This is a genomic window from Prevotella sp. P6B1, from assembly GCF_000702825.1.
Classification (GTDB): Bacteria; Bacteroidota; Bacteroidia; order Bacteroidales; family Bacteroidaceae; genus Prevotella.
The window spans coordinates 583,078-601,469 of the sequence record NZ_JNKF01000012.1 but is presented as its reverse complement, the minus strand read 5'-3'; the positions used below and the strand labels follow the sequence as shown (position 1 = coordinate 601,469).

Below are 18,392 nucleotides of genomic sequence, written 5' to 3'. Positions count from 1 at the left end.
GGACTCCATTGAGGGTCGTCATAGACGATGACGTTGATAGGGTGCAGGTGTAAAGACGGTGACGTCAAAGCCGAGCACTACTAATTGCCCGAAATCTTTCGTTTCATGCTGATATTATCAGATGTAATCTAGTATCTGAAACAAACTTCTACGGAGGTTTCTTGTGTCGACAATGTCAATAACCTATATCAGGTGGTTATTGCAGTGGGGTCCCACCTCTTCCCATTCCGAACAGAGAAGTTAAGCCCACCTGCGCCGATGGTACTGCAATGCAATGCGGGAGAGTAGGAAGCCGCCGTCTTTTTATAACGAAGTAGGAATCACTTTCGAGTGGTTCCTATTTTTTTTGTTTTTTTTATTTGGTATTTTACTCGATTTGCACTATCTTTGCACTAATGAATCAAGTGAAAGGCTGTTTGGTTTGGTTTGGGCGTATTCATCGGTGCCGAGGGTTTGGTATCCAGTCGCCTACCGATTACTCGTTTGTTCGCTATGTGATAAACGAGCATTGGCCTTATTATGCCTATAAGCAACTGGTGGGCGATGATTGGCTTACCAGTAAACTGGGGCGCCTGTATTTCCGTCTGGCCAATTGGCGTCGGCCTTCTACGATGATGCCCGACTGTTACCAGCGTTATTGGCAGGCTGGTTGTCATCAAACGGTATTCGTACCTAATATTAATAAGGTAGAACTAGCCAGAATTACGATTGAGGACCAAGATGGATGGGAGGCTTTGCTATCTAAATGCAATCAGGATTCCGTGGTGGTTGTTGAAGGTATCTGGCGTGATTGGGCGCGCTGGCATGAGATAGAGTCAGATACAAGAACATCGGTAACCTTTGATCTCTATTACTGCGGTATTGTTTTCTTTGATAAAACAAGATATAAGCAAAACTATAAAATTAACTTCTAACTGTTTATGAGAATAACTAAAGTCTATACCCGAGGTGGCGATATGGGTAAAACATCGCTTGTAGGCGGTCAGCGTGTTTCAAAGGCCAGCGCACGGCTTGAGGCTTATGGAACCGTGGATGAACTGAGTAGTCATTTAGGTTTGTTGACTTCAATGCTATCCGATGGTGAAGATAAGGAGATGATTATCCGCATCCAGAACTGTTTGTTTAATGTATGTACTAACTTAGCAACCGATCAGGAGCAGACACCCCTATCCACCTCTGCACATCTTCCTGACGGAGAGATTGAAATGGTTGAGCATAAGATAGATGATATTATGAAGTTGCTGCCCGAGAAACAGGGATTTGTTTTGCCTGGAGGAACACAGAAGGCAGCTCAGGCTCATGTGTGTCGTACGGTGTGTCGTCGAGCCGAACGTCGTATCGTTGCGCTGTCAGAAGTGGCAAAAATCAGCCCCGAAATATTGCAATATGTGAACAGATTGAGTGATTATCTCTTCGTTTTGGCAAAAAAAATAAATTTTAACGCAAATCAGAGTGAAATAGTATGGCAAAATGTTGGTAGATAGGAAATAATTGATTACTTTTGCGACCAAAATTAAAAGAATCAGTTAAACTAACAACTTGAATTATGTATTGGACACTTGAATTAGCTTCAAAATTAGAAGATGCGCCTTGGCCAGCAACCAAGGATGAGCTTATAGATTACGCTATCCGTTCTGGAGCTCCACTCGAAGTGTTGGAGAACCTGCAGGAGATTGAGGATGAAGGTGAGATGTACGAAAGCATCGAGGACATCTGGCCCGATTATCCTACCAAGGAAGATTTCCTGTTCAACGAAGATGAATATTAATCTATAGCGATTAGTACTAACCATTTTAAAAAAAACAACAGCGAGATCAGGTTTTGGCCTATCTCGCTGTTTATTTTTTATTTGGTGCGCTCGTTGAAGTATTCCCAGATGAATACCATCGACATGGTGTCGAGTTCGCAGTAGCGCAGCAGGGCTCGTCGTAGAGCGTTGTTCATGCTTTCGCCCTCGCAGAACATCAGTTTGTTGTAGGCTGTCAATGCAGCGCCGCCATTGGCCACTTCAAAGTCTCGCTCGTCAGTGGATAGCTGCTCCATCTGGTCCATATCTTCTTCGCTCATACCAATCAGTTCGCCTACTGAGGGCAACTGGTGGTAGGGGCTGTCTACGTGTCCGTCGGCTTCCAGCTTTATCCATGCCAGGGGTTCTGTCTCTTTGATGTTACAGCTTTTAATCTCTGAGCCATAGATGGGCTGGCTGTACTTGTCTTTCAGATACTGGCTGCTGTTCAGTACTGCTGGCAATACCTGCTTGATACTGTTGCTGCCGTGCATCTCGTCGAGCTGGTAGAAGTAGCGCTTCACAACTTGCAACAGGTCTACCATATCGCGTGGACCATCGTAGAGTTCGCCTTTCTTTTCCTCGTGGTTGTGGGTGATGCTACGGATGAAGGCGATCAGTTCGTCCTTGTCTGGCTCGTTGCTGTCAGCCAACTGAGTGGCTATAGCACGCAGGATACTGTTCTCGTGGGTGGCGTAGCGGAAGATGGTGCCATCGTCATCCTTCAGCTGGTGATACAGTTCGCGAACAAATTCGAAGTTGGGGAACTTCGTCACGGCTTCGTTCAGATACTGACCAGCATGCTTGATATGCCCGTTCTGATCGATGGTGTGATGCGAGAACTGGAAAGCCACCTGTTCGTAGGGCTTCATACCTATATAATATGGTAGGGCGACGGCTGTGGTCTCGAAGTCAATCATGTGGAGCGGATACTTCCATTTGGTCATCTCTTGGCGAAGACCATCTATGTCCAGATAGATGTTGCCGTTCAGATGTTCTTTGAATCGGCTCAGGATGCCTTCGTTCTTTGTTTCCAGACCTATCTGCAGCCATTTGCGCTGGTAATCATCCAAGCCTGGCGCATCAGGTGTCTTCTCGTTATAGGGCTTCAGTTCCGTTTCGGTCAACTGGTCCATGAAGTATTTCCCCTCGCTTACCCATTTGGAGCGATTGGTGCTCAGACTACTACCGTTCAGGGTGGCGATGAGTGGGCGATGATTATAGTCGTCTTCTGTTACCTGCGTCAGCCAGCATTCGCGCTTGCCATCCTTCTTATCGCTATCGGGGGAGCAGTGGAATTCGCACTTCAAGCATTTGCCTGCCAGTTCTATTGGCGCAGGACAACGATGACCATTACAATAGAAATCGGCAGCCCAATGAACGAACGGCACAAAGCCCATCCCCATGCAAGTAGGATTTTTCTCTGTCGTCTGCTCAGTGGTCTCGCCTGCAATGATGGTGTCGCAGAGTTCATCTACGTCGAAAGGCGTTACCACCTGCTGATGGCTCTGGGCTATCCGTTGGCGGGCGTCGGTGGCCATCACGGCTTCTGTGCGACCTTGCTGGTTCTTCTCGATTTTGAATAGTTGGTTCAGACCGTCGATGTCGGCTCGCTTACTCTTGTCGGCCATCATCAGATAGGCCTTCACCTGATAGGCCTTACCAAGGACTTGGCATACCACATATTTTTGGAATGCTACATCATAGACATAGGGACGGATACCGCTGGTAACGGCCCCTTTAGGCCTGGAACTGATAAACTTATCCGTATCGGGGTTCCACGACTTGGCCTTTACCTCTATCAGTTCGATGTCGTTGCCGTTTTTCCTCAGGATATCCACACGCACAAAGAGATTCTCGAAGCAGAAGGCCGCCTCGGCGATGTTCACCTGGTCGCGCTGCATCAATTCCTGCGTACGTTTTAATGACTCCTCATGCCCCAAGATGTCCTTCAGATCGCAATCGTCAGGCACATCGCAGTAGATCTTCGCCAGTTCACCTACCTGAAAACCACCCTCGGCCAGCGACTCTAAGAACTCGTCGTTGGCATTGGCGTTCTCATACTCGTCAGGCCGTCCGTAGTAATACAGCTTATGCGGACAACTCAGCGCAATCTTAAACGCTGATTTGGTCAGAAATCTAAAGTTGGTAGTAGCCATGATAAGGGTCTTTTAGCATTATGAATACGGTCGGGCAGATTACCTATCAGATATCTGATATCGTTATCGCCTAATTCGAACCAGTCATCTTCATTGGTTGGCTCCTCATAGTTGATATGATTGCGATATTTTCCATCTACATCATCTTCAATTCTTTCAATTAGCAGACCTTCTGTAGCTTCCATAATTGCGCCAGCAAGACGTGGATGGTTTCTTTCCAACCAAGGGAAGAAACGAAATTCAAGAGATTCATCGTCTAAATTCCTCAAAAGACCATCTAATGCACAACTATAAGCGTACATGAGGAGTGGAAATATTTCCTGAGGCAGTTCAATGGTTTCATCGTAGTTCACACCATTGATGATGAGACTAACGTCAAGCACTTTGATTTCCTGATAGCCATCATTGATATCCTCACTAACAAAAAACTCCTTCTCGTCGTCTTGCAGCGTGAATTTCAGCATATCCGTTGTGGGCTCTGCAGGTTCTTGATATCCTTTTTCCTCCAGCTCTTTAGCGAAAGGGGCAAAGAAGTTGGTTTTGAGTACACAACTGATGCGATACAGCAGTCCTGTATCCATTCTTTCGCGTTCTTCGATGTTATTCACATTGCTTCTAGTAGTATGGATGAGCCTGCCCATCTTTGTATGGTTTATACCCTGGCGCCTCCTCTCTTCTGCAATGAGTCTTCCAATATTAATTTCAGTATTAATATCCATAAGCGTTGTAATATTTATGAATGCAAAGTTACGCAATTTAAGTCGGAGGTGCAAATTTATTTCCCATTTTTAGGCGCAATTTCTCGCATAATGTCCAGTACACGGTGGATATCTTCGCCATAACTCTCACAATACTTATCATAAAGTATGGCTATTCTTTCTATGCTGGCCAGCAGGTCTTCGGGGTCCTTTATCATCGATTTTATTATTGGTGGTATCGAATCGGGATGACATGAGCGGACAAACTCATCCAGGAAGTAGTAGTAGAACAATAGCCCCCAGTCATTTTTCTCAAGAGCGGGCTTACGTTCTTTCTTTATTTCCTCTCGAAGTAATTCGCGTTGATAATTCTGGGCAAGTTTCTTTGTTTTGTCTTGGGGGGCGTTTTTTACTGATTTAAAATCGAATGCCATAATCTTAATTGTTTTAGAGGTTCAACTTTTATTTTCCGCAGGCAAAGATACAACATTATTTAATACAATCCAAGCAAAAAGTGTCAATCTTTTAGACAGGTATTGAATAGTTTCTCAATGCATAAACCCTCTATACACCATTGCTGTCAGAAAAATAGACACCAAAACCTTTGGCTATTAAAAAATAGTTTGTACATTTGCAGCCGATAACAGAAACGTTTAACTCAAAAACATTATAATTATGGCAAAGAAAAGAATCAATGAGGCAGATATCAAAGAAGCACAAAATGAGCTCATAAAAATGTTTGTCGATTCTCTCAACATAAAAAGCAAAAAAGAGTACAAGCAAGTAGTAAATGCCTTAAATACAGAAGAAATTTATGGACCCAACAAAGGGCGACTTTTTTTGGAGTTATTAGTAAGAATGATACCTTCAAACAATGACAGTATTAAGGTTAACAGACAAAAATGGTCAGAAATTGAGAAAATTGTAGATGCTATGGATAAGCACCTCAGTGAGTTTAGGAACAAAACTCCTGCGGAATATAAAAAAAGTTATAAATCATACTTAAATCGTTTCTTTAAATTTCTGAGGGACAATAAAAATCATAACATCTTGTCAGAATTACAAAAGGGTTTGAAAATGAATGCTGCTGCCACTGCTGCAAAAAATGCTCTCATACAAGGCTTTGATGGTGAAATCTACCTCTATAGCGCTTTGCGGACTAAATTCAAATCTAGACTTAGATGCCAGGACAGGACTTCTGGTGACAAGATATGGCTCCCTTTGCGTTTTATCGCTAAATTATATAGTATAGACAAAAAAAATAAAAAAAAGAAAAACAATCCGTTCTCCCAATGGCTTGACTCATTAGTTAATGGAATCAGTGTTCATTACGATGACACCAACACAGGAAAAGTATCTCATTTGACATTTAATGAGAATTTGTCGTTAGTTTTTACAAACAAAGACAAAGAAGGTTATGATGTGTTTGTTTGGCAGATAAACAATGGCCATAAAGATGAATTCAGGGTACTCACTCCAACAGGCAAAGGCAATCAAAAAACGCCTATGAAGGTTAAAAGCATATCAGAAATTGACATAGACCATGTAAAGTCTATCGATGCTACGTTGAGAGAGAAGGAACAATACTTGACAGAGCTAAAAAAAGTTTCTGATTTCTACAAGGATATGGTGGAAGAGGAAGAGTATGATGAAAACGCCAAAGCAGAAGAACTGTATAAGAAACTCAACTTACCACTTTTACAAAAAGAGCTTATAACTATAGGAAATGATGGACTCTTGCGTCTTATGGATTCAAAATACAATTCTCAAAAAAGTAATGGAGAGACATTTAAAGAAATTCGTAAAATAGCCGACAATAAGTATATTGGCATTATTGAAGAGGGTATTAAAATGGATAATTATCCAAACGGAAATAGCATGACTTTATATCAAGAACTGACAGACGTTCTTAGTCAAACGGGCAACCTCTCTATTGCTTATAGTAATAGTGCAAGTCTTAATGGTCAGGATGTTAATCAGGACCCCAACTTCACATTAAAGGATATTATCGATAAAATATAATATGAAACTCCTCCTTGCAGCACTCACGCTCCTGCTGGTAATAGCGCTGGTATGTAGCCCGTTGTATTTGGTTTACATCGGGTTCGTGGGCTCTGATGTCAGCTTTTGGGCGAGGGTGGGGCTCGTGGTGATAGGGCTGGTGCTTTGTCGGGTGATAAAGCCCATCTCTATCATCACGGGCAAGGATTGGAAGATATTCTAAAATGAGGATGTTGTTAAAATAAAAACCATAAACCTTTTGGCTATTTAAAGAATAGTTTGTATATTTGCAGCAGATTTTTGTGTTTAAGAACGATGAAACGATTACTGGTAATTGTTAATATGCTCATTAGTGTCCTTATTCTGGAGGCTCAAAATATTTCTGTAAGTAGTTTCCGATTACTTGAAACGGACCTGACAGCTAATACCTATGGCACTATTGAGCGTGATCAGAACGGAGAGGTGGCAGCACTTATTAAGGTGGTGACCACGCAGACTGGCTTCACATTTGATGGTGGCGCTTTAGGTATCGTGAAAACGATACAAAAGCCCGCAGAGATATGGGTCTATGTGCCGCGTGGCTTGAAGAAGATGACCATTTCTCATCCCCAGTTAGGCATCCTTCGAAACTATTATCTGCCTGTGACTATAGCTTCTGCCAAGACCTATGAGATGATTTTGGTAACAGGGGCGGTAGAGACTTCTTCCGTCAGAAAGGCGCGCACTTCGCAGTATGTTGTCTTTCAAATGACACCACCTAATGCCTTTGTGGAACTTGACGGCGAAGTTCTTGCAACGAATGATGGCGTAGCTACTAAGCTGATGAAGTTTGGTACCTATAACTATCGTGTACAAGCTCCTAATTATCAGGCTGAAGCAGGCAATGTCACCGTTAATGACCCAAAGAATAATCATGTGGTTAATGTCGCCTTGAAACCTAATTTCTCGAGTGTTACCCTGAACGTGGATGGCAATGCGGAGATATGGGTGAATGGTGAGCTCAAGGGAAATGGTTCATGGACGGGTAATCTTACTGCAGGAACCTACGTCTTTGAGACCAAGAAAGAGAATCATCATGATTCTTATACCACGCGTGATATCACTGTCACTCCAGAGCCACAGACGATCTTCCTGCAAGCTCCAAGCCCCATCCTCGGTGAGGCTGATATCAACAGCTCGCCTATCATGGCTGATATCTACATTGATGGTAAGAAGGTGGGACATACGCCGCAGATGGTATCCGACTTATTTGTCGGTCAGCATCAGGTACGTATCAGCAAGCAAGGTTATAATGACTATAATATGACCTTTACTGTCAGGGAGGACGAGACCTCTAGGATTACTGCCAAGCTCGAAAAGTCGAAAACAGAACAAACAGTAGTGGGCTCTAATTCAGGAACCGCTTCGGTGGGCGACAATCAAGTGTTTACTATTGGCAATGTCTCATTCACCATGGTACGTGTAGATGGTGGAACATTCAAAATGGGATCTGACAACGGGCAGGGAGATGATACAGGCAATAATGAGAAACCAGTGCACCAGGTGACACTTTCGTCTTATTATCTTGGAGAAACAGAGGTGACGCAGGTACTATGGGAAGCCGTAATGGGCAAAAATCCTTCATATTCTAAAGGTAGCAACAGGCCTGTTGAACAAGTCAGTTGGGATGACTGTCAGGTGTTTATCCAAAAACTGAACCTGCTGACTGGGCGAAAGTTCCGACTGCCAACAGAGGCGGAATGGGAGTTTGCTGCTCGTGGTGGAAACAAGGCACATGGATACCCATATAGTGGCAGTTTTCTAGTGAAAGACGTAGCCTGGATTGACGAAAATAGCGGTAGTAAGACGCATGATGTCAAGAAAAAACTGGCTAATGAACTGGGCCTTTATGATATGAGCGGTAATGTATGGGAATGGTGCCAGGATTGGTTCGGAAATTATAACAGCGGTAGACAGTTGAATCCTATGGGGCCAACATCGGGTACTGTTCGTGTGATTCGTGGTGGCAGTTGGTGCAGTAATGCGGAGAGTAGCAGCGTATCGTATAGGAGCAACTCTTCGCCCGTATTCCGATACCATTTCCTCGGATTGCGCCTTGCCCTCCAGTGATTCCCTGCACGTAGAAAGCATTTAAGAATATGATACGCAAGATATTGACAATAGTACTTCTTGCTGTGGGACTTCAGATACAGGCTCAGAGCGTCAGCCAAATCAAGGCAGACGAAAGCTATATCTATGGAGAAGGCTGGGGCACCACGCTGAAGCAGGCCGACCAGTCGGCTTTGCAGGATTTGACCAGTAAGATTTCTGTTACCGTCAATGCTTCCAGCTTTATGGATATGGAAGAGATCTCAAAGGGCGGCAAAATCGATGCTAAGCGGAAATTTGAGAATCTGATCAACACCTATTCTCAGGCGACATTGACCAATACCCAGCGTATTCTGATTAAAAATGAGCCTGATGCCCAAGTTCTTCGATATATCAAGGTGTCAGAGGTGGATCGTATCTTTGATGGGCGTAAGGCCAAAGTGCTCGACATGGTGGAAAGTGCAATCCGAGCAGAGAAGAAAGCCAAGATTGACGATGCCCTGCGCTATTACTATTGGTCGTTTGAACTACTGAAGAGTCTGCAGCATGCCAACGAAGTGCAATTGGTGTGTCCTGACGGAAAAAGACGACTGCTCATCACTTGGATTCCAGAACAGATCAATGAGATATTTTCAAATATTCGCGTGGCAACACTCAGTCAGACCGGCGATGAGGTGGAAATCCAAGTGACATATAAAGACCGTCCAGTGAATAGTTTCGACTATACCTATTTCGACGGAATGGACTGGAGCAATATCTATAGTGCCAAAGACGGGCATGGGGTGATCGACTTACGTCCTGGTCAGATTGCGGAGAATCTGCGCATCAAATGTGAATACCAGTTCGCAGGCGAAGCACATATCGATCGTGAGATTGAGGGTGTCATGAACATCGTGGATGATACACCCTTCCGTGGTGCCTATATCAATGTGAAAGGCCATCCTCGACATGTGCAGCATGAAACATTTACAATAACTCAACAGAATGCTGCTACTGCGATTGCCTCTACTGACAATTATGATGATTATCTCTCCATTCTTAATGTCATTTCGAAAGGAATCCAGCAGAAGAATTACGCCTCTATTCTGAAATATTTTACCATACGTGGTGATGAGCAGTTTCAGAAGCTTATCAATTACGGAAGGGCACAGTTTATTGGAAACACAGATGTACAATTCTCAAGGTTAGGCGATAAAGTAATCTGTCGAGGTTTAACCATGTCGTTCAGATTCCGGAATAATAACCGTAAGTTTGTTGAAAACATTGTATTGATATTCGACAAACAGAAAAGAATCGACGAGGTGAAATTTGGTCTTGGCAAGGAGGCATACAATGATATCATGCTCAAAGGAGCTTGGAGCCAGGATGCTCGTATCATCCTCGCTAATTTCATGGAGGACTATCAGACGGCATATGCTTTGAAAGATATCGATTTCGTTCGCAATGTCTTTGATGATAATGCTGTCATCATTACCGGTCGTGTGACAAACAGACCAAGAAATGCGATGGAGCGTTCTCAGTATATCGACTCTAAAATCATCAAGTACAATCGACAGACTAAGAATGAATATCTGCGTAATCTGGCCCATTGCTTTGCTGGTAACGAATACATTAACATACGCTTTGCCGACAACGATATTATTAAGGCAGGAAAGGGAGGCGAGACCTATGGTATTCAAATCAGACAGGATTATTACTCCAGTACATACGGTGATACAGGCTATCTTTTCTTGATGGTGGATGTGAACAATCCTGATAATCCTGTTATCAAGGTACGAACATGGCAGCCAGAAAAGGATCCTGACTTTGGTGTTTATGGACTCTCGGATTTTTTCTAAGATCGTTCAGAAGATTGGCTTTTAGCAAAAACCAATCTTCCGTATTTTCTTCTCCAAACGCTCTTGGTCACAATGGATGATGAGGGATTGCAGGTTGTCGGCTTCTGTGCCATGAAGGATGCTGTCGATGGCGTGGTGACGGGCGATGTTTTCTATTTGACCTCCGCTGAAGTCGTAACGGGCGGCTAATTGGCTGGCGGCATCCACAGAGAGCGAAGGAATCATGCTCTGCCAGATGTGCTGGCGGGCCTCGACGGAGGGCTTGTTGAACTTGATCTTATACAGAAAGCGGCGCTCGAAGGCCTTATCCATGTTCTGCTCCAGATTGGTGGTGGCGATGAGGATGCCATCAAAGGTCTCCATCTCCTGCAGGATGATGTTCTGGATGCTGTTCTCCATTTTATCCACACCCCGCTCTGCCATCTCCTGACGACGGTTGATGATGGCATCGGCCTCGTTGAACAGCAGGATAGGTGTGCGCTTACAGTCCTTTACCTTCTGACGATAGTCGTCAAACAGCGCCTTGATATTCTTCTCAGAATCGCCCACCCACTTGCTTTTAATCTCGCTGACGTTTACCTGCATGATATCACGACCGGTCTGACGAGCCAGCTGCAGCACAGTCTCTGTCTTACCTGTGCCTGGCGAGCCATAAAACAGACAGGTGAACCCACAGCGGAAGCCCTTGTCCTTCAAGCGCTGACGAATCTGCTGATAATGTTCCTCGTTCAGGAGTGAGGCCAGCTCTTCAACCTGATTCTCCACCTTTTCGTCGTAGAAGAGTTGACGGCAGGTGATATCCTCGTGATGAGTCAATCCCTTGCGCAACACTTCCTCATCGTTGTTCTTGATGTTAAACTCGCTGAAGAGTGTCCGCTTGGCCTGCATCGTCAGGCTATAGGCCTCGCGATTGCCAAAGCCTCCGTCATGGGAAAACTCAATGAGCCCTTTTTCCTGCAGAGGATGCTTGTTGCCAGCCAACTGTTGACGGATGCACGACCATTGCTGACGATTGTTTATCAGCAGAAACATTTGGCGGTTTGAGATGTAATATTCGTTTTCATTGATTAGCTGGTCAGCAAAATACATCAGTAGCATCTGACTCACCTCGTCAAGGTTGTAGGTCTTCAGTTGCTTCACAAGGTGTAGATGGGGATTGCTGGAAAGAAGCGTGTTGAGGCGTCGCATCAAGGCTTCTGTTGACAGCTCATGCTCATCGTACTGGTCGAAAATTGTATTCACCTCGTTCATCAGATCTTCACTCGAAAGGTCTGTTAGTTTGGCTTCTTCGAGAGGTTCGTTTCTGTTGATGGCTTCCAGAACCTCGTAGGGCACACGATATGTGGGACGTCTGCCACTGCGATTGCATATCACATAGCCTCGCTCCTCAAGGGTATCGATATGTTTGAGGTAGGGCAACAGCTGGAGCGACGTACATCGGAGATGCTCTATAAAGTCCGTCATGTCGATGTGTAAATCAGCATAGTGGCCTACCAACAGCGCCAGCATCAATACGGCAGGTTCTTCGAGTTCCAGTCGCTTGCCAAGATATTCAAAAGGCTTCTCCAGATAGTAGAAGATACTATTGTCCAGGTTAGAGTTCCTTGTTTCCTGAATAATGGCTTCAATGGCTTTGAGTAGGGTGGGTTCCTCATTGCCAAAGGAGAACTGGTCTTCCAGTTCCTCGTCATCTTCGTCTGTAGCCGTCAGTTTTTCTACTAGTTCAGTTTCGCCAATCTTCTCAAAGGCTTCAATAATACTGGGGTGAATGTCGAATTTCTTATCCATAAGCATCCTTTCTTTAATTTAACATCTTTGTTTTCGGATGCAAAGGTAATGGAAAAGATTTAGATGGAATCGAAAAAAGTGTCAATCATTTAGACAGTGCTCGAAACTCTCTATTGACCAGACATTTGCCGCATTTCAGTGCCCACTCGGCGATGATAGGAGACGCTTGCCAAAGCTAGAAATTACTGGCACAATAATGGCACAGAGTAGCGTAATTCGCTGATACTTAGTATGTACTTTAATTTTCAATGAGGATGAATATTGATCATTTAATTCGGCTAAGAAACCGCGTAACTAACTTAAAAAAAGCAGCATGGAAAAATCGTCAAGATTTTCCATGCTGCTTTTTCGGTTATTTAAGTTCAAATATGGACTTGCGACAGGAATCAGGGAGGGGGAATTGGTCATGAAAATGTACCTATATAGCAACAAATATGCAAAAAAATACAAAAAAGTTTGGATGAAAATAAAATATGTTGTATGTTTGCAAAATCAATGTTATAAGAATGACATTTAGCGTCAGTGAAAAATAACTGTAATAATTAGGCCTATGAAAAAGAAAAGTATTATTATCTTGTGTTCGGTGGTAGCAATATGCGCCATTGGGTTGATTACCTCTCACTTTGTTGATTGGTCTGTCAATCATGACGAGGCAGATGGCAACATCGGCAAGGCTGCCCGATTCTCTCGTGAGGAAGTTTCCGAGAAACTTACTAATATGGAAGAACTCCTTCAGACCGACTCCGCTTTCAAGGATGGTATTGTGGCAGCCCAGGTGGTGATGCAGACACGTGCCGCCCAGTTCGGCACGCTGGCTGACATGTCAAATGAGGCAGCCGGCAACATCCCTGCATTTGCCGAGGTGCTCAAGGAGATGAATGCCAACCGTGAGTTGGTGAACAACGTTGCCAATTCACTGGCAGAGTCAGCCGCTAACCTGAATGCCGCCCTTAGTGGTGAGGAGTGCCCCGACTTGGCCCAGTCAACCATCAACGCCTCACTGGCTTACACCACGCTGCAGAAGCAGAACAATTTGGCCACCCGTTTCATCGAGACCACCGACAAGTATTTAGAGACTGCTCAGGGCGATGACAAACTGAAGCTTGTCCGCGACCAATGGTTGGAGTACCAGCAGATGACTGCTGCCCTCGAGGGTGACAAGGCAAGTGCTGAGGCATTGGCCAAGAAGGGCAACCTGCTTAGTGCTGAAAAGGCTCTTGCAGCCGTGGAAAATCTTGATCTTAATGCTAAGATTGTCGTGCTGCAAAGCTGCGAGCTGGCCCAGAACATGAATGTTGAAACCAAACTGAGTAATGCTATTCCTCAGCAGACACTCGAGAGAATATGCTCAGTATTCCGTAATGCTGCAGAAGTTACTGTTAAGAGCGTAAACGACGGCCTGGCCCTGAATAATCAGGAGGTTGAGAAGATCTTCAGCAACGCCCTCGATGAGGCCATGAAGAACGCTTCAACTGAAGTTGTTGCCAGCATGCAGAAGTTCGGCTTAAACAATGTCCAGAAAATGGCTAATGCCCGGATAGTGGCTAATGCCCAAACATTGGCTAATGCCCAGATTATGAAGATTGGTAGTGCCAGCAATGTGATGTCTGCTTTCAACGCCGCATTAAATAATGCTGGAAAAATTCAAAACCTGAATCAGAACCAGAACTTCAGCCTCAACCAAACGATTGGTAACGTCATCAGTCAGACAGCAGCTGCAAGTAACAGTGAAAAGCTGAACGGCAAAAAGAAGAAAAGAAAAATTGATTCATGATATCGACGACGTACATGCGTAACAGGATTGCTGTTGTTCTGCTGTCATTGATTCCCTGCATATCCTGGGGGCAGACTCAGACTTATTTCCAATATAAGACGGACGAAGCCACGCTGGTGTTCTTTGACAAGAACCTATCGCGCTACATCCCTCACATGATACGCATGTACCAGAACGGCAAAGCGCTCCATCAGCAGATATGGACCAGTGATTCCATCTATCAGCCAGAAGCGCCCTTGCTGTTATTGACAGACTGGGAAGACGACGGTAACGGCGGAGCAACGCCGTTACCGCGTTCTCTTATACAAATCGGCATGGCTCCATTGAACATGTCGTATTACATCAACCCGTCAAGTGAGCGATACCGTCAGCTGTTCAAGCACGAATATACGCACATCGTCATGACAGACAAGTACAATCGTCGTGACCTCAACTGGCGCCGCTTCTTCGGAACGAAGGTGGGCACCGACAACTCTCAACCCGTCTCTGCCCTATGGAGCTACCTGAGCGTACCCCGTTGGTATGCGCCCCGTTGGTATCACGAGGGTATCGCCTGTTTCATGGAGACCTGGCTCGGTGGTGGCGTCGGACGTGCTTTAGGCGGCTACGACGAGATGTACTTCCGCAGTATCATCGACGGGGGCGACAAGCTCTACTCTGTGGTGGGTCTGGAAACGGAAGGTTCCACGATGGATTTTCAGGTGGGCGCCAACGCCTATCTCTATGGCACCCGCTTCGTGAACTACCTCACCAAGACCTACGGCTACGAGAAGATGATCCAGTTCTATAACAGAACGGCCGACAGTCGCACCTTTTTCGGAAAACAGTTTAAGAAAGTCTATGGACAATCCCTCAGAAAAGTATGGAACGACTGGAAGGAGGACGAGAAGAAACATCAGGAAGAGAACCTTGCCGCCATCCGCCAATATCCTATCACAGAGACCAAGCCGCTAACCCAAGAGCCGCTGGGATCTGTGTCACCATTCGTCTATGACCCTGCTACCCAAAAGGCATACGCCGCCATGAATGCACCTGGCGACTTTGCACACATGACGGAGATCGACCTGCAGACAGGCGAGCAGAAGCGGCTGAACGACATCTACGGCATCCAGCTCTATGACCCTGCTTACGTAGCCCTCGACTGCAAAGGACAGCGACTCATCTATACGTCGAACAACGCGGGGATGCGTGGCTTGGAGATCTATGACATCCAGCAGGAGAAGGTGGTGAAGAAAAAGAAGTTCCAGCGCATCAACAGTATTGTTTATGACAATACCCACGACTGCCTTTACGGCCTTTTCTCCAATGGCGGTACACAGTCGATTGTGCGCATGGACCGCGACTTGGAGAATCCTGAAGTGATCTATGCCTTCCCGTTTGGTGTCAGCGTGTTCGACACGGATCTCAGTCACGACGGCAAATGGCTGTCGTTCACTAGTCAGGGCGACAACGGCGAGCACACACTTCTGCTGTTCAATACCGAAGAACTGGCAAAGGCGATCTTCAAGCCCGTGAAACTGATTACCTGGAAAGACAGCAACTTAGGACAGTTCCGCTTTTCGCTCGATGACAAATACCTGATCGGTAGCTCCTACTATACGGGTGTCTCCAACCTCTGGCAGATCAACATAGAGACACGCGAGATGGAGATGCTTTCCAATACCGACATCGGCCTTTTTGCACCATTGGAGATTACGCCCGGTCAGCTGTTGGCGCTCCAGTTCAAGCGCGACGGACTGCAACCCGTCCTGCTTTCCCGTGAGGTGGTGAAGGATGCCAATGCCGTGAAACTCTACGGTCAACTGGCATACGAGAACAACAAGGAGGCGATGGAACAGGTGGGTCTGCTCAGAGACTCACTGCCCAGGAAGAGCTTCGGCGATGTCTATAACAACATCACGTCCTACAATGTTTTTAAAGAGATGAAGTTCGCAGGGGCCTATCCTATCATCAGCGGTTTTACCGATTCCAAGGCGTGGAATCACATGACCCCCGTGTTGGGCTATCGCTTTAACGTGAACGACCCCGTGGGACTGAGCAGCATGAAACTGTCGGTCGGTCTATCCCCTTGGAGCAACAACGCCTGGAAGAACAGATTTCATGTTGACTTCGACTGGAAATACTATTTCTGGAACCTCAAGGCAGCCTGGAACCATACAGACTTCTACGACCTCTTCGGTCCGATGCGAAAAAGCCGTAAGGGCTATGTGGTGCAACTGGCCTACGACTATTCCAACACGCTGATTTCGCCGTACGACAAATCATGGGGCTTCTCGGTGGCTGCCTACGGCGACATGGATGCACTGCCCTTGTATCAGGAGATTGAGGTGCAGGATGTCAGGTCGATGCAGACGGCATCGGTTTACGGGAAGTGGTCAAAGACCCGCACCACATTGGGCGGTGTGATGAAAGAGCAGGGCTACGAGCTGGGCGTTGAAGGCTACGGCTATCTGGCTGGCGGACGAGTCTATCCCTCTGTAGAGGCTACAGGCAACTTTGGCACACTGGTGCCCTTTGACAGAAACACCTCGTTCTGGCTCCGTACGGCAGCAGGTCATAACTTCGGCGATGAAGAGTCGGTGTTTGGCAATACCTATTTCGGTGGTTTCCGCAATAACTATGTTGATAATAGGAACGCCTTCCAATATCGTACATCCTTGGCGATGCCTGGTGCTGCCATCGATGCTATCTCAGCACACTCCTATGCCAAGGCAACGGCAGAGCTCAACCTGCGCCCGCTCCGCCTCAACAACTTCGGTGCCCTGTTCTGCTATCCGACGTGGATCCAGTGTTCATTCTTCGGGACGGGGCTCTCCGTTTGGAATCCCAACTCATCTCACAAGATGTATTACAGCACAGGTATCCAACTGACTACTGAACTGGTGTTCCTGAATTATCTCAAGACGACGTTATCCATCGGCTACGGTCATTTGTTTGCACCATCGGGATTCGATGGTGGAAGGCATGGAAACAATGAATTCATGATTTCACTCAAATTGTTGTAATGTTATTTGTTGCTGCCATCCTCCCGGTTGTCATCTACATCTTTATAGTCTATAAGATTGACAATTTCTCACTCATCAGCGTAAAGAATCTCTTCATGCAGGTGCTGTGCGGGATGGTGGCGGCATTGGTCTGCTTCGGCCTGTTCCAATTGACAGGGTCGATTCTCTCTGAGAATAAGTCTGAATTCTTCAATCCTGTTCTGGAAGAGATCATCAAGGCCTTCCCACTCCTTTGGTTAGCCACCCGAAAGAAAATCGTATTCTTCATCGACAGTGTCATCTGCGGTGCTGCCGTAGGTGGTGGGTTCTCCATCCTTGAGAACCTGTTCTATCTGTTGTTGGGCGATGGGATGAGCATCGGCACCATACTGTTCAGAGGGTTGGAGGTGGCATTGATTCACATGGGTTGCAGTGCCGTCATTGCTGCCGGACTTATGCTGGCGGTTCGTATCATTGAACGTTCCCATTCTCGATTAAGCATCAAAAAGAGCGATATAGGAATGTCTATATTTCTGTTATTGGAAGCACCTGTGCTGCACGTGTTCCACAATACATTCCTTCTCAATCCCTTCTTACAGTTCATTTTCGTATTCGGCACCATGGGCGGTCTTCTGGTGTGGACTTATTACTACGATGTAGATATGATCCACCGTTGGATTGACAAAGGTCTCGACAAACAGCTCGCTTTGCTTGACTCCATCAAGAGCGGCCAGTTGGACAACACTCAAACAGGCATCTTCTTAGAGTCTATTAAAGAGATATTTCCTCCTGAGGACTTTTTCGATATTATCTGTTATGTGCAATTGCATGTGGAGTTGTCGGTAGCAGCTAAGAGCAGGGTAATGATTAGGGAATCAGGTCTGGTGAAAGATCTTCCTTTGACGAAGGAAAACAAGGCATTAATTCTTTCTCAATACGAAGAATATAAACTTCTTGAGCAGAGGTTAGGTAAGGCTGCTAGAATGACCGTCGCCCCTATTGTGAAATATTATCCTGCTGATTTCAAAGCCCTCGAAGACCTTCGGACAGAATGCCAAATGTCATCAGATTATCCCGAATTGGGATAATCTCTCAACGAGTGCTCTCTGAGTGGCATCTGACCTTTATTTGCGCTGCAAAGTCAGGAATAAGTGGACATAGATGGGCGAAAAATGTGTCAATCTTACTGAAATTATTGTTTTATAACGTTTGAATTGTATAATACAAACGAGGCTTTAACAAGAGTATAAGTGCTTGATTATCAGTGCTTGCTGAA

The 18,392-nt window shown here is 45.6% G+C and carries 14 protein-coding genes and 2 rRNA genes; 12 read left to right on the top strand and 4 right to left on the bottom strand.

All coding sequences use genetic code 11. From position 1 onward, the window contains the following. From T495_RS16065 to T495_RS0109330, 5 genes are all read left to right on the top strand, one after another. A 23S ribosomal RNA gene (locus T495_RS16065) occupies window positions 1–105 on the top strand; the annotation flags it as partial. Window positions 106–188: 83 nt separating this feature from the next. Beyond that, window positions 189–301, top strand: a 5S ribosomal RNA gene (rrf, locus tag T495_RS0109345). Window positions 302–395: 94 nt separating this feature from the next. Continuing rightward, window positions 396–914 carry a hypothetical protein gene (locus T495_RS0109340; RefSeq protein ID WP_033148390.1) on the top strand — a complete coding sequence of 173 codons (519 nt, stop codon included), beginning with the start codon at window positions 396–398 and terminating at the stop codon, window positions 912–914. 6 nt (window positions 915–920) lie between these two features. Beyond that, window positions 921–1,484, top strand: coding sequence for a cob(I)yrinic acid a,c-diamide adenosyltransferase (locus T495_RS0109335; RefSeq protein WP_033148389.1), 564 nt, complete (start codon window positions 921–923; stop codon window positions 1,482–1,484). A gap of 62 nt (window positions 1,485–1,546) precedes the next feature. Then, window positions 1,547–1,768, top strand: a complete 222-nt coding sequence (locus T495_RS0109330; protein ID WP_028902443.1) for a DUF2795 domain-containing protein — start codon at window positions 1,547–1,549, stop codon at window positions 1,766–1,768. 77 nt (window positions 1,769–1,845) lie between these two features. On the opposite strand, the gene T495_RS0109325 is transcribed toward T495_RS0109330, so the two are convergent. Genes T495_RS0109325 through T495_RS0109315 form a run of 3 tightly spaced genes read right to left on the bottom strand, consistent with a single transcriptional unit; the run spans window position 1,846 to window position 5,077 of the window. Next, entirely contained in the window at window positions 1,846–3,945 is a 2,100-nt protein-coding gene (locus tag T495_RS0109325) for a DUF2779 domain-containing protein (protein WP_033148388.1), read from the bottom strand. Further along, the gene (locus tag T495_RS0109320) at window positions 3,918–4,664 is read right to left on the bottom strand and encodes a hypothetical protein (protein WP_033148387.1); all 747 of its coding nucleotides are present in this window, start codon (window positions 4,662–4,664) and stop codon (window positions 3,918–3,920) included. Before T495_RS0109320 ends, T495_RS0109325 begins: the two co-directional genes overlap by 28 nt. Window positions 4,665–4,720: 56 nt before the next feature. Beyond that, window positions 4,721–5,077: a hypothetical protein gene (locus T495_RS0109315; RefSeq protein WP_033148386.1), complete on the bottom strand. Its 357-nt coding sequence runs from the start codon at window positions 5,075–5,077 to the stop codon at window positions 4,721–4,723. 241 nt (window positions 5,078–5,318) lie between these two features. Here T495_RS0109315 and T495_RS0109310 point away from each other — a divergent pair, with 241 nt between their 5' ends. The 4 genes from T495_RS0109310 (at window position 5,319) to T495_RS0109295 (ending at window position 10,570) form a co-directional block, all read left to right on the top strand. Continuing rightward, window positions 5,319–6,665 (top strand): hypothetical protein, encoded by a 1,347-nt coding sequence (locus T495_RS0109310; RefSeq protein WP_033148385.1) that lies wholly within the window; start codon window positions 5,319–5,321, stop codon window positions 6,663–6,665. Between the two features lies 1 nt (window position 6,666). Continuing rightward, window positions 6,667–6,867 carry a hypothetical protein gene (locus T495_RS0109305; protein ID WP_033148384.1) on the top strand — a complete coding sequence of 67 codons (201 nt, stop codon included), beginning with the start codon at window positions 6,667–6,669 and terminating at the stop codon, window positions 6,865–6,867. A 92-nt stretch (window positions 6,868–6,959) separates the two neighbouring features. Then, window positions 6,960–8,753 carry an SUMF1/EgtB/PvdO family nonheme iron enzyme gene (locus tag T495_RS16170; RefSeq protein ID WP_051651965.1) on the top strand — a complete coding sequence of 598 codons (1,794 nt, stop codon included), beginning with the start codon at window positions 6,960–6,962 and terminating at the stop codon, window positions 8,751–8,753. Window positions 8,754–8,782: 29 nt separating this feature from the next. Next, complete coding sequence (locus T495_RS0109295; RefSeq protein WP_051651964.1) at window positions 8,783–10,570, top strand: LPP20 family lipoprotein; 1,788 nt, start codon at window positions 8,783–8,785, stop codon at window positions 10,568–10,570. A 21-nt stretch (window positions 10,571–10,591) separates the two neighbouring features. Here T495_RS0109295 and T495_RS15230 read toward each other — a convergent pair whose 3' ends face one another. After that, on the bottom strand, window positions 10,592–12,358 hold the full coding sequence (locus T495_RS15230) for an ATP-binding protein (protein WP_197020375.1): 1,767 nt from the start codon (window positions 12,356–12,358) through the stop codon (window positions 10,592–10,594). A 550-nt stretch (window positions 12,359–12,908) separates the two neighbouring features. Between T495_RS15230 and T495_RS0109280 the strand changes: the two genes are divergently transcribed. Genes T495_RS0109280 through T495_RS0109270 form a run of 3 tightly spaced genes read left to right on the top strand, consistent with a single transcriptional unit; the run spans window position 12,909 to window position 18,204 of the window. Continuing rightward, window positions 12,909–14,132 carry a hypothetical protein gene (locus T495_RS0109280; protein ID WP_033148382.1) on the top strand — a complete coding sequence of 408 codons (1,224 nt, stop codon included), beginning with the start codon at window positions 12,909–12,911 and terminating at the stop codon, window positions 14,130–14,132. After that, window positions 14,129–17,137 carry a hypothetical protein gene (locus T495_RS0109275; protein WP_155993558.1) on the top strand — a complete coding sequence of 1,003 codons (3,009 nt, stop codon included), beginning with the start codon at window positions 14,129–14,131 and terminating at the stop codon, window positions 17,135–17,137. The genes T495_RS0109280 and T495_RS0109275 overlap by 4 nt, the downstream gene beginning before the upstream one ends. Continuing rightward, entirely contained in the window at window positions 17,137–18,204 is a 1,068-nt protein-coding gene (locus T495_RS0109270; protein WP_033148380.1) for a PrsW family glutamic-type intramembrane protease, read from the top strand. Before T495_RS0109275 ends, T495_RS0109270 begins: the two co-directional genes overlap by 1 nt. The last annotated feature ends 188 nt before the right edge of the window (window positions 18,205–18,392 follow it).

Coding starts and splice junctions, on each gene's coding strand:
- T495_RS0109340 (WP_033148390.1), top strand. CDS start 396: ATGAATCAAGTGAAAGGCTGTTTGGTTTGGTTTGGGCGTATTCATCGG.
- T495_RS0109335 (WP_033148389.1), top strand. CDS start 921: ATGAGAATAACTAAAGTCTATACCCGAGGTGGCGATATGGGTAAAACA.
- T495_RS0109330 (WP_028902443.1), top strand. CDS start 1,547: ATGTATTGGACACTTGAATTAGCTTCAAAATTAGAAGATGCGCCTTGG.
- T495_RS0109325 (WP_033148388.1), bottom strand. CDS start 3,945: ATGGCTACTACCAACTTTAGATTTCTGACCAAATCAGCGTTTAAGATT.
- T495_RS0109320 (WP_033148387.1), bottom strand. CDS start 4,664: ATGGATATTAATACTGAAATTAATATTGGAAGACTCATTGCAGAAGAG.
- T495_RS0109315 (WP_033148386.1), bottom strand. CDS start 5,077: ATGGCATTCGATTTTAAATCAGTAAAAAACGCCCCCCAAGACAAAACA.
- T495_RS0109310 (WP_033148385.1), top strand. CDS start 5,319: ATGGCAAAGAAAAGAATCAATGAGGCAGATATCAAAGAAGCACAAAAT.
- T495_RS0109305 (WP_033148384.1), top strand. CDS start 6,667: ATGAAACTCCTCCTTGCAGCACTCACGCTCCTGCTGGTAATAGCGCTG.
- T495_RS16170 (WP_051651965.1), top strand. CDS start 6,960: ATGAAACGATTACTGGTAATTGTTAATATGCTCATTAGTGTCCTTATT.
- T495_RS0109295 (WP_051651964.1), top strand. CDS start 8,783: ATGATACGCAAGATATTGACAATAGTACTTCTTGCTGTGGGACTTCAG.
- T495_RS15230 (WP_197020375.1), bottom strand. CDS start 12,358: ATGGATAAGAAATTCGACATTCACCCCAGTATTATTGAAGCCTTTGAG.
- T495_RS0109280 (WP_033148382.1), top strand. CDS start 12,909: ATGAAAAAGAAAAGTATTATTATCTTGTGTTCGGTGGTAGCAATATGC.
- T495_RS0109275 (WP_155993558.1), top strand. CDS start 14,129: ATGATATCGACGACGTACATGCGTAACAGGATTGCTGTTGTTCTGCTG.
- T495_RS0109270 (WP_033148380.1), top strand. CDS start 17,137: ATGTTATTTGTTGCTGCCATCCTCCCGGTTGTCATCTACATCTTTATA.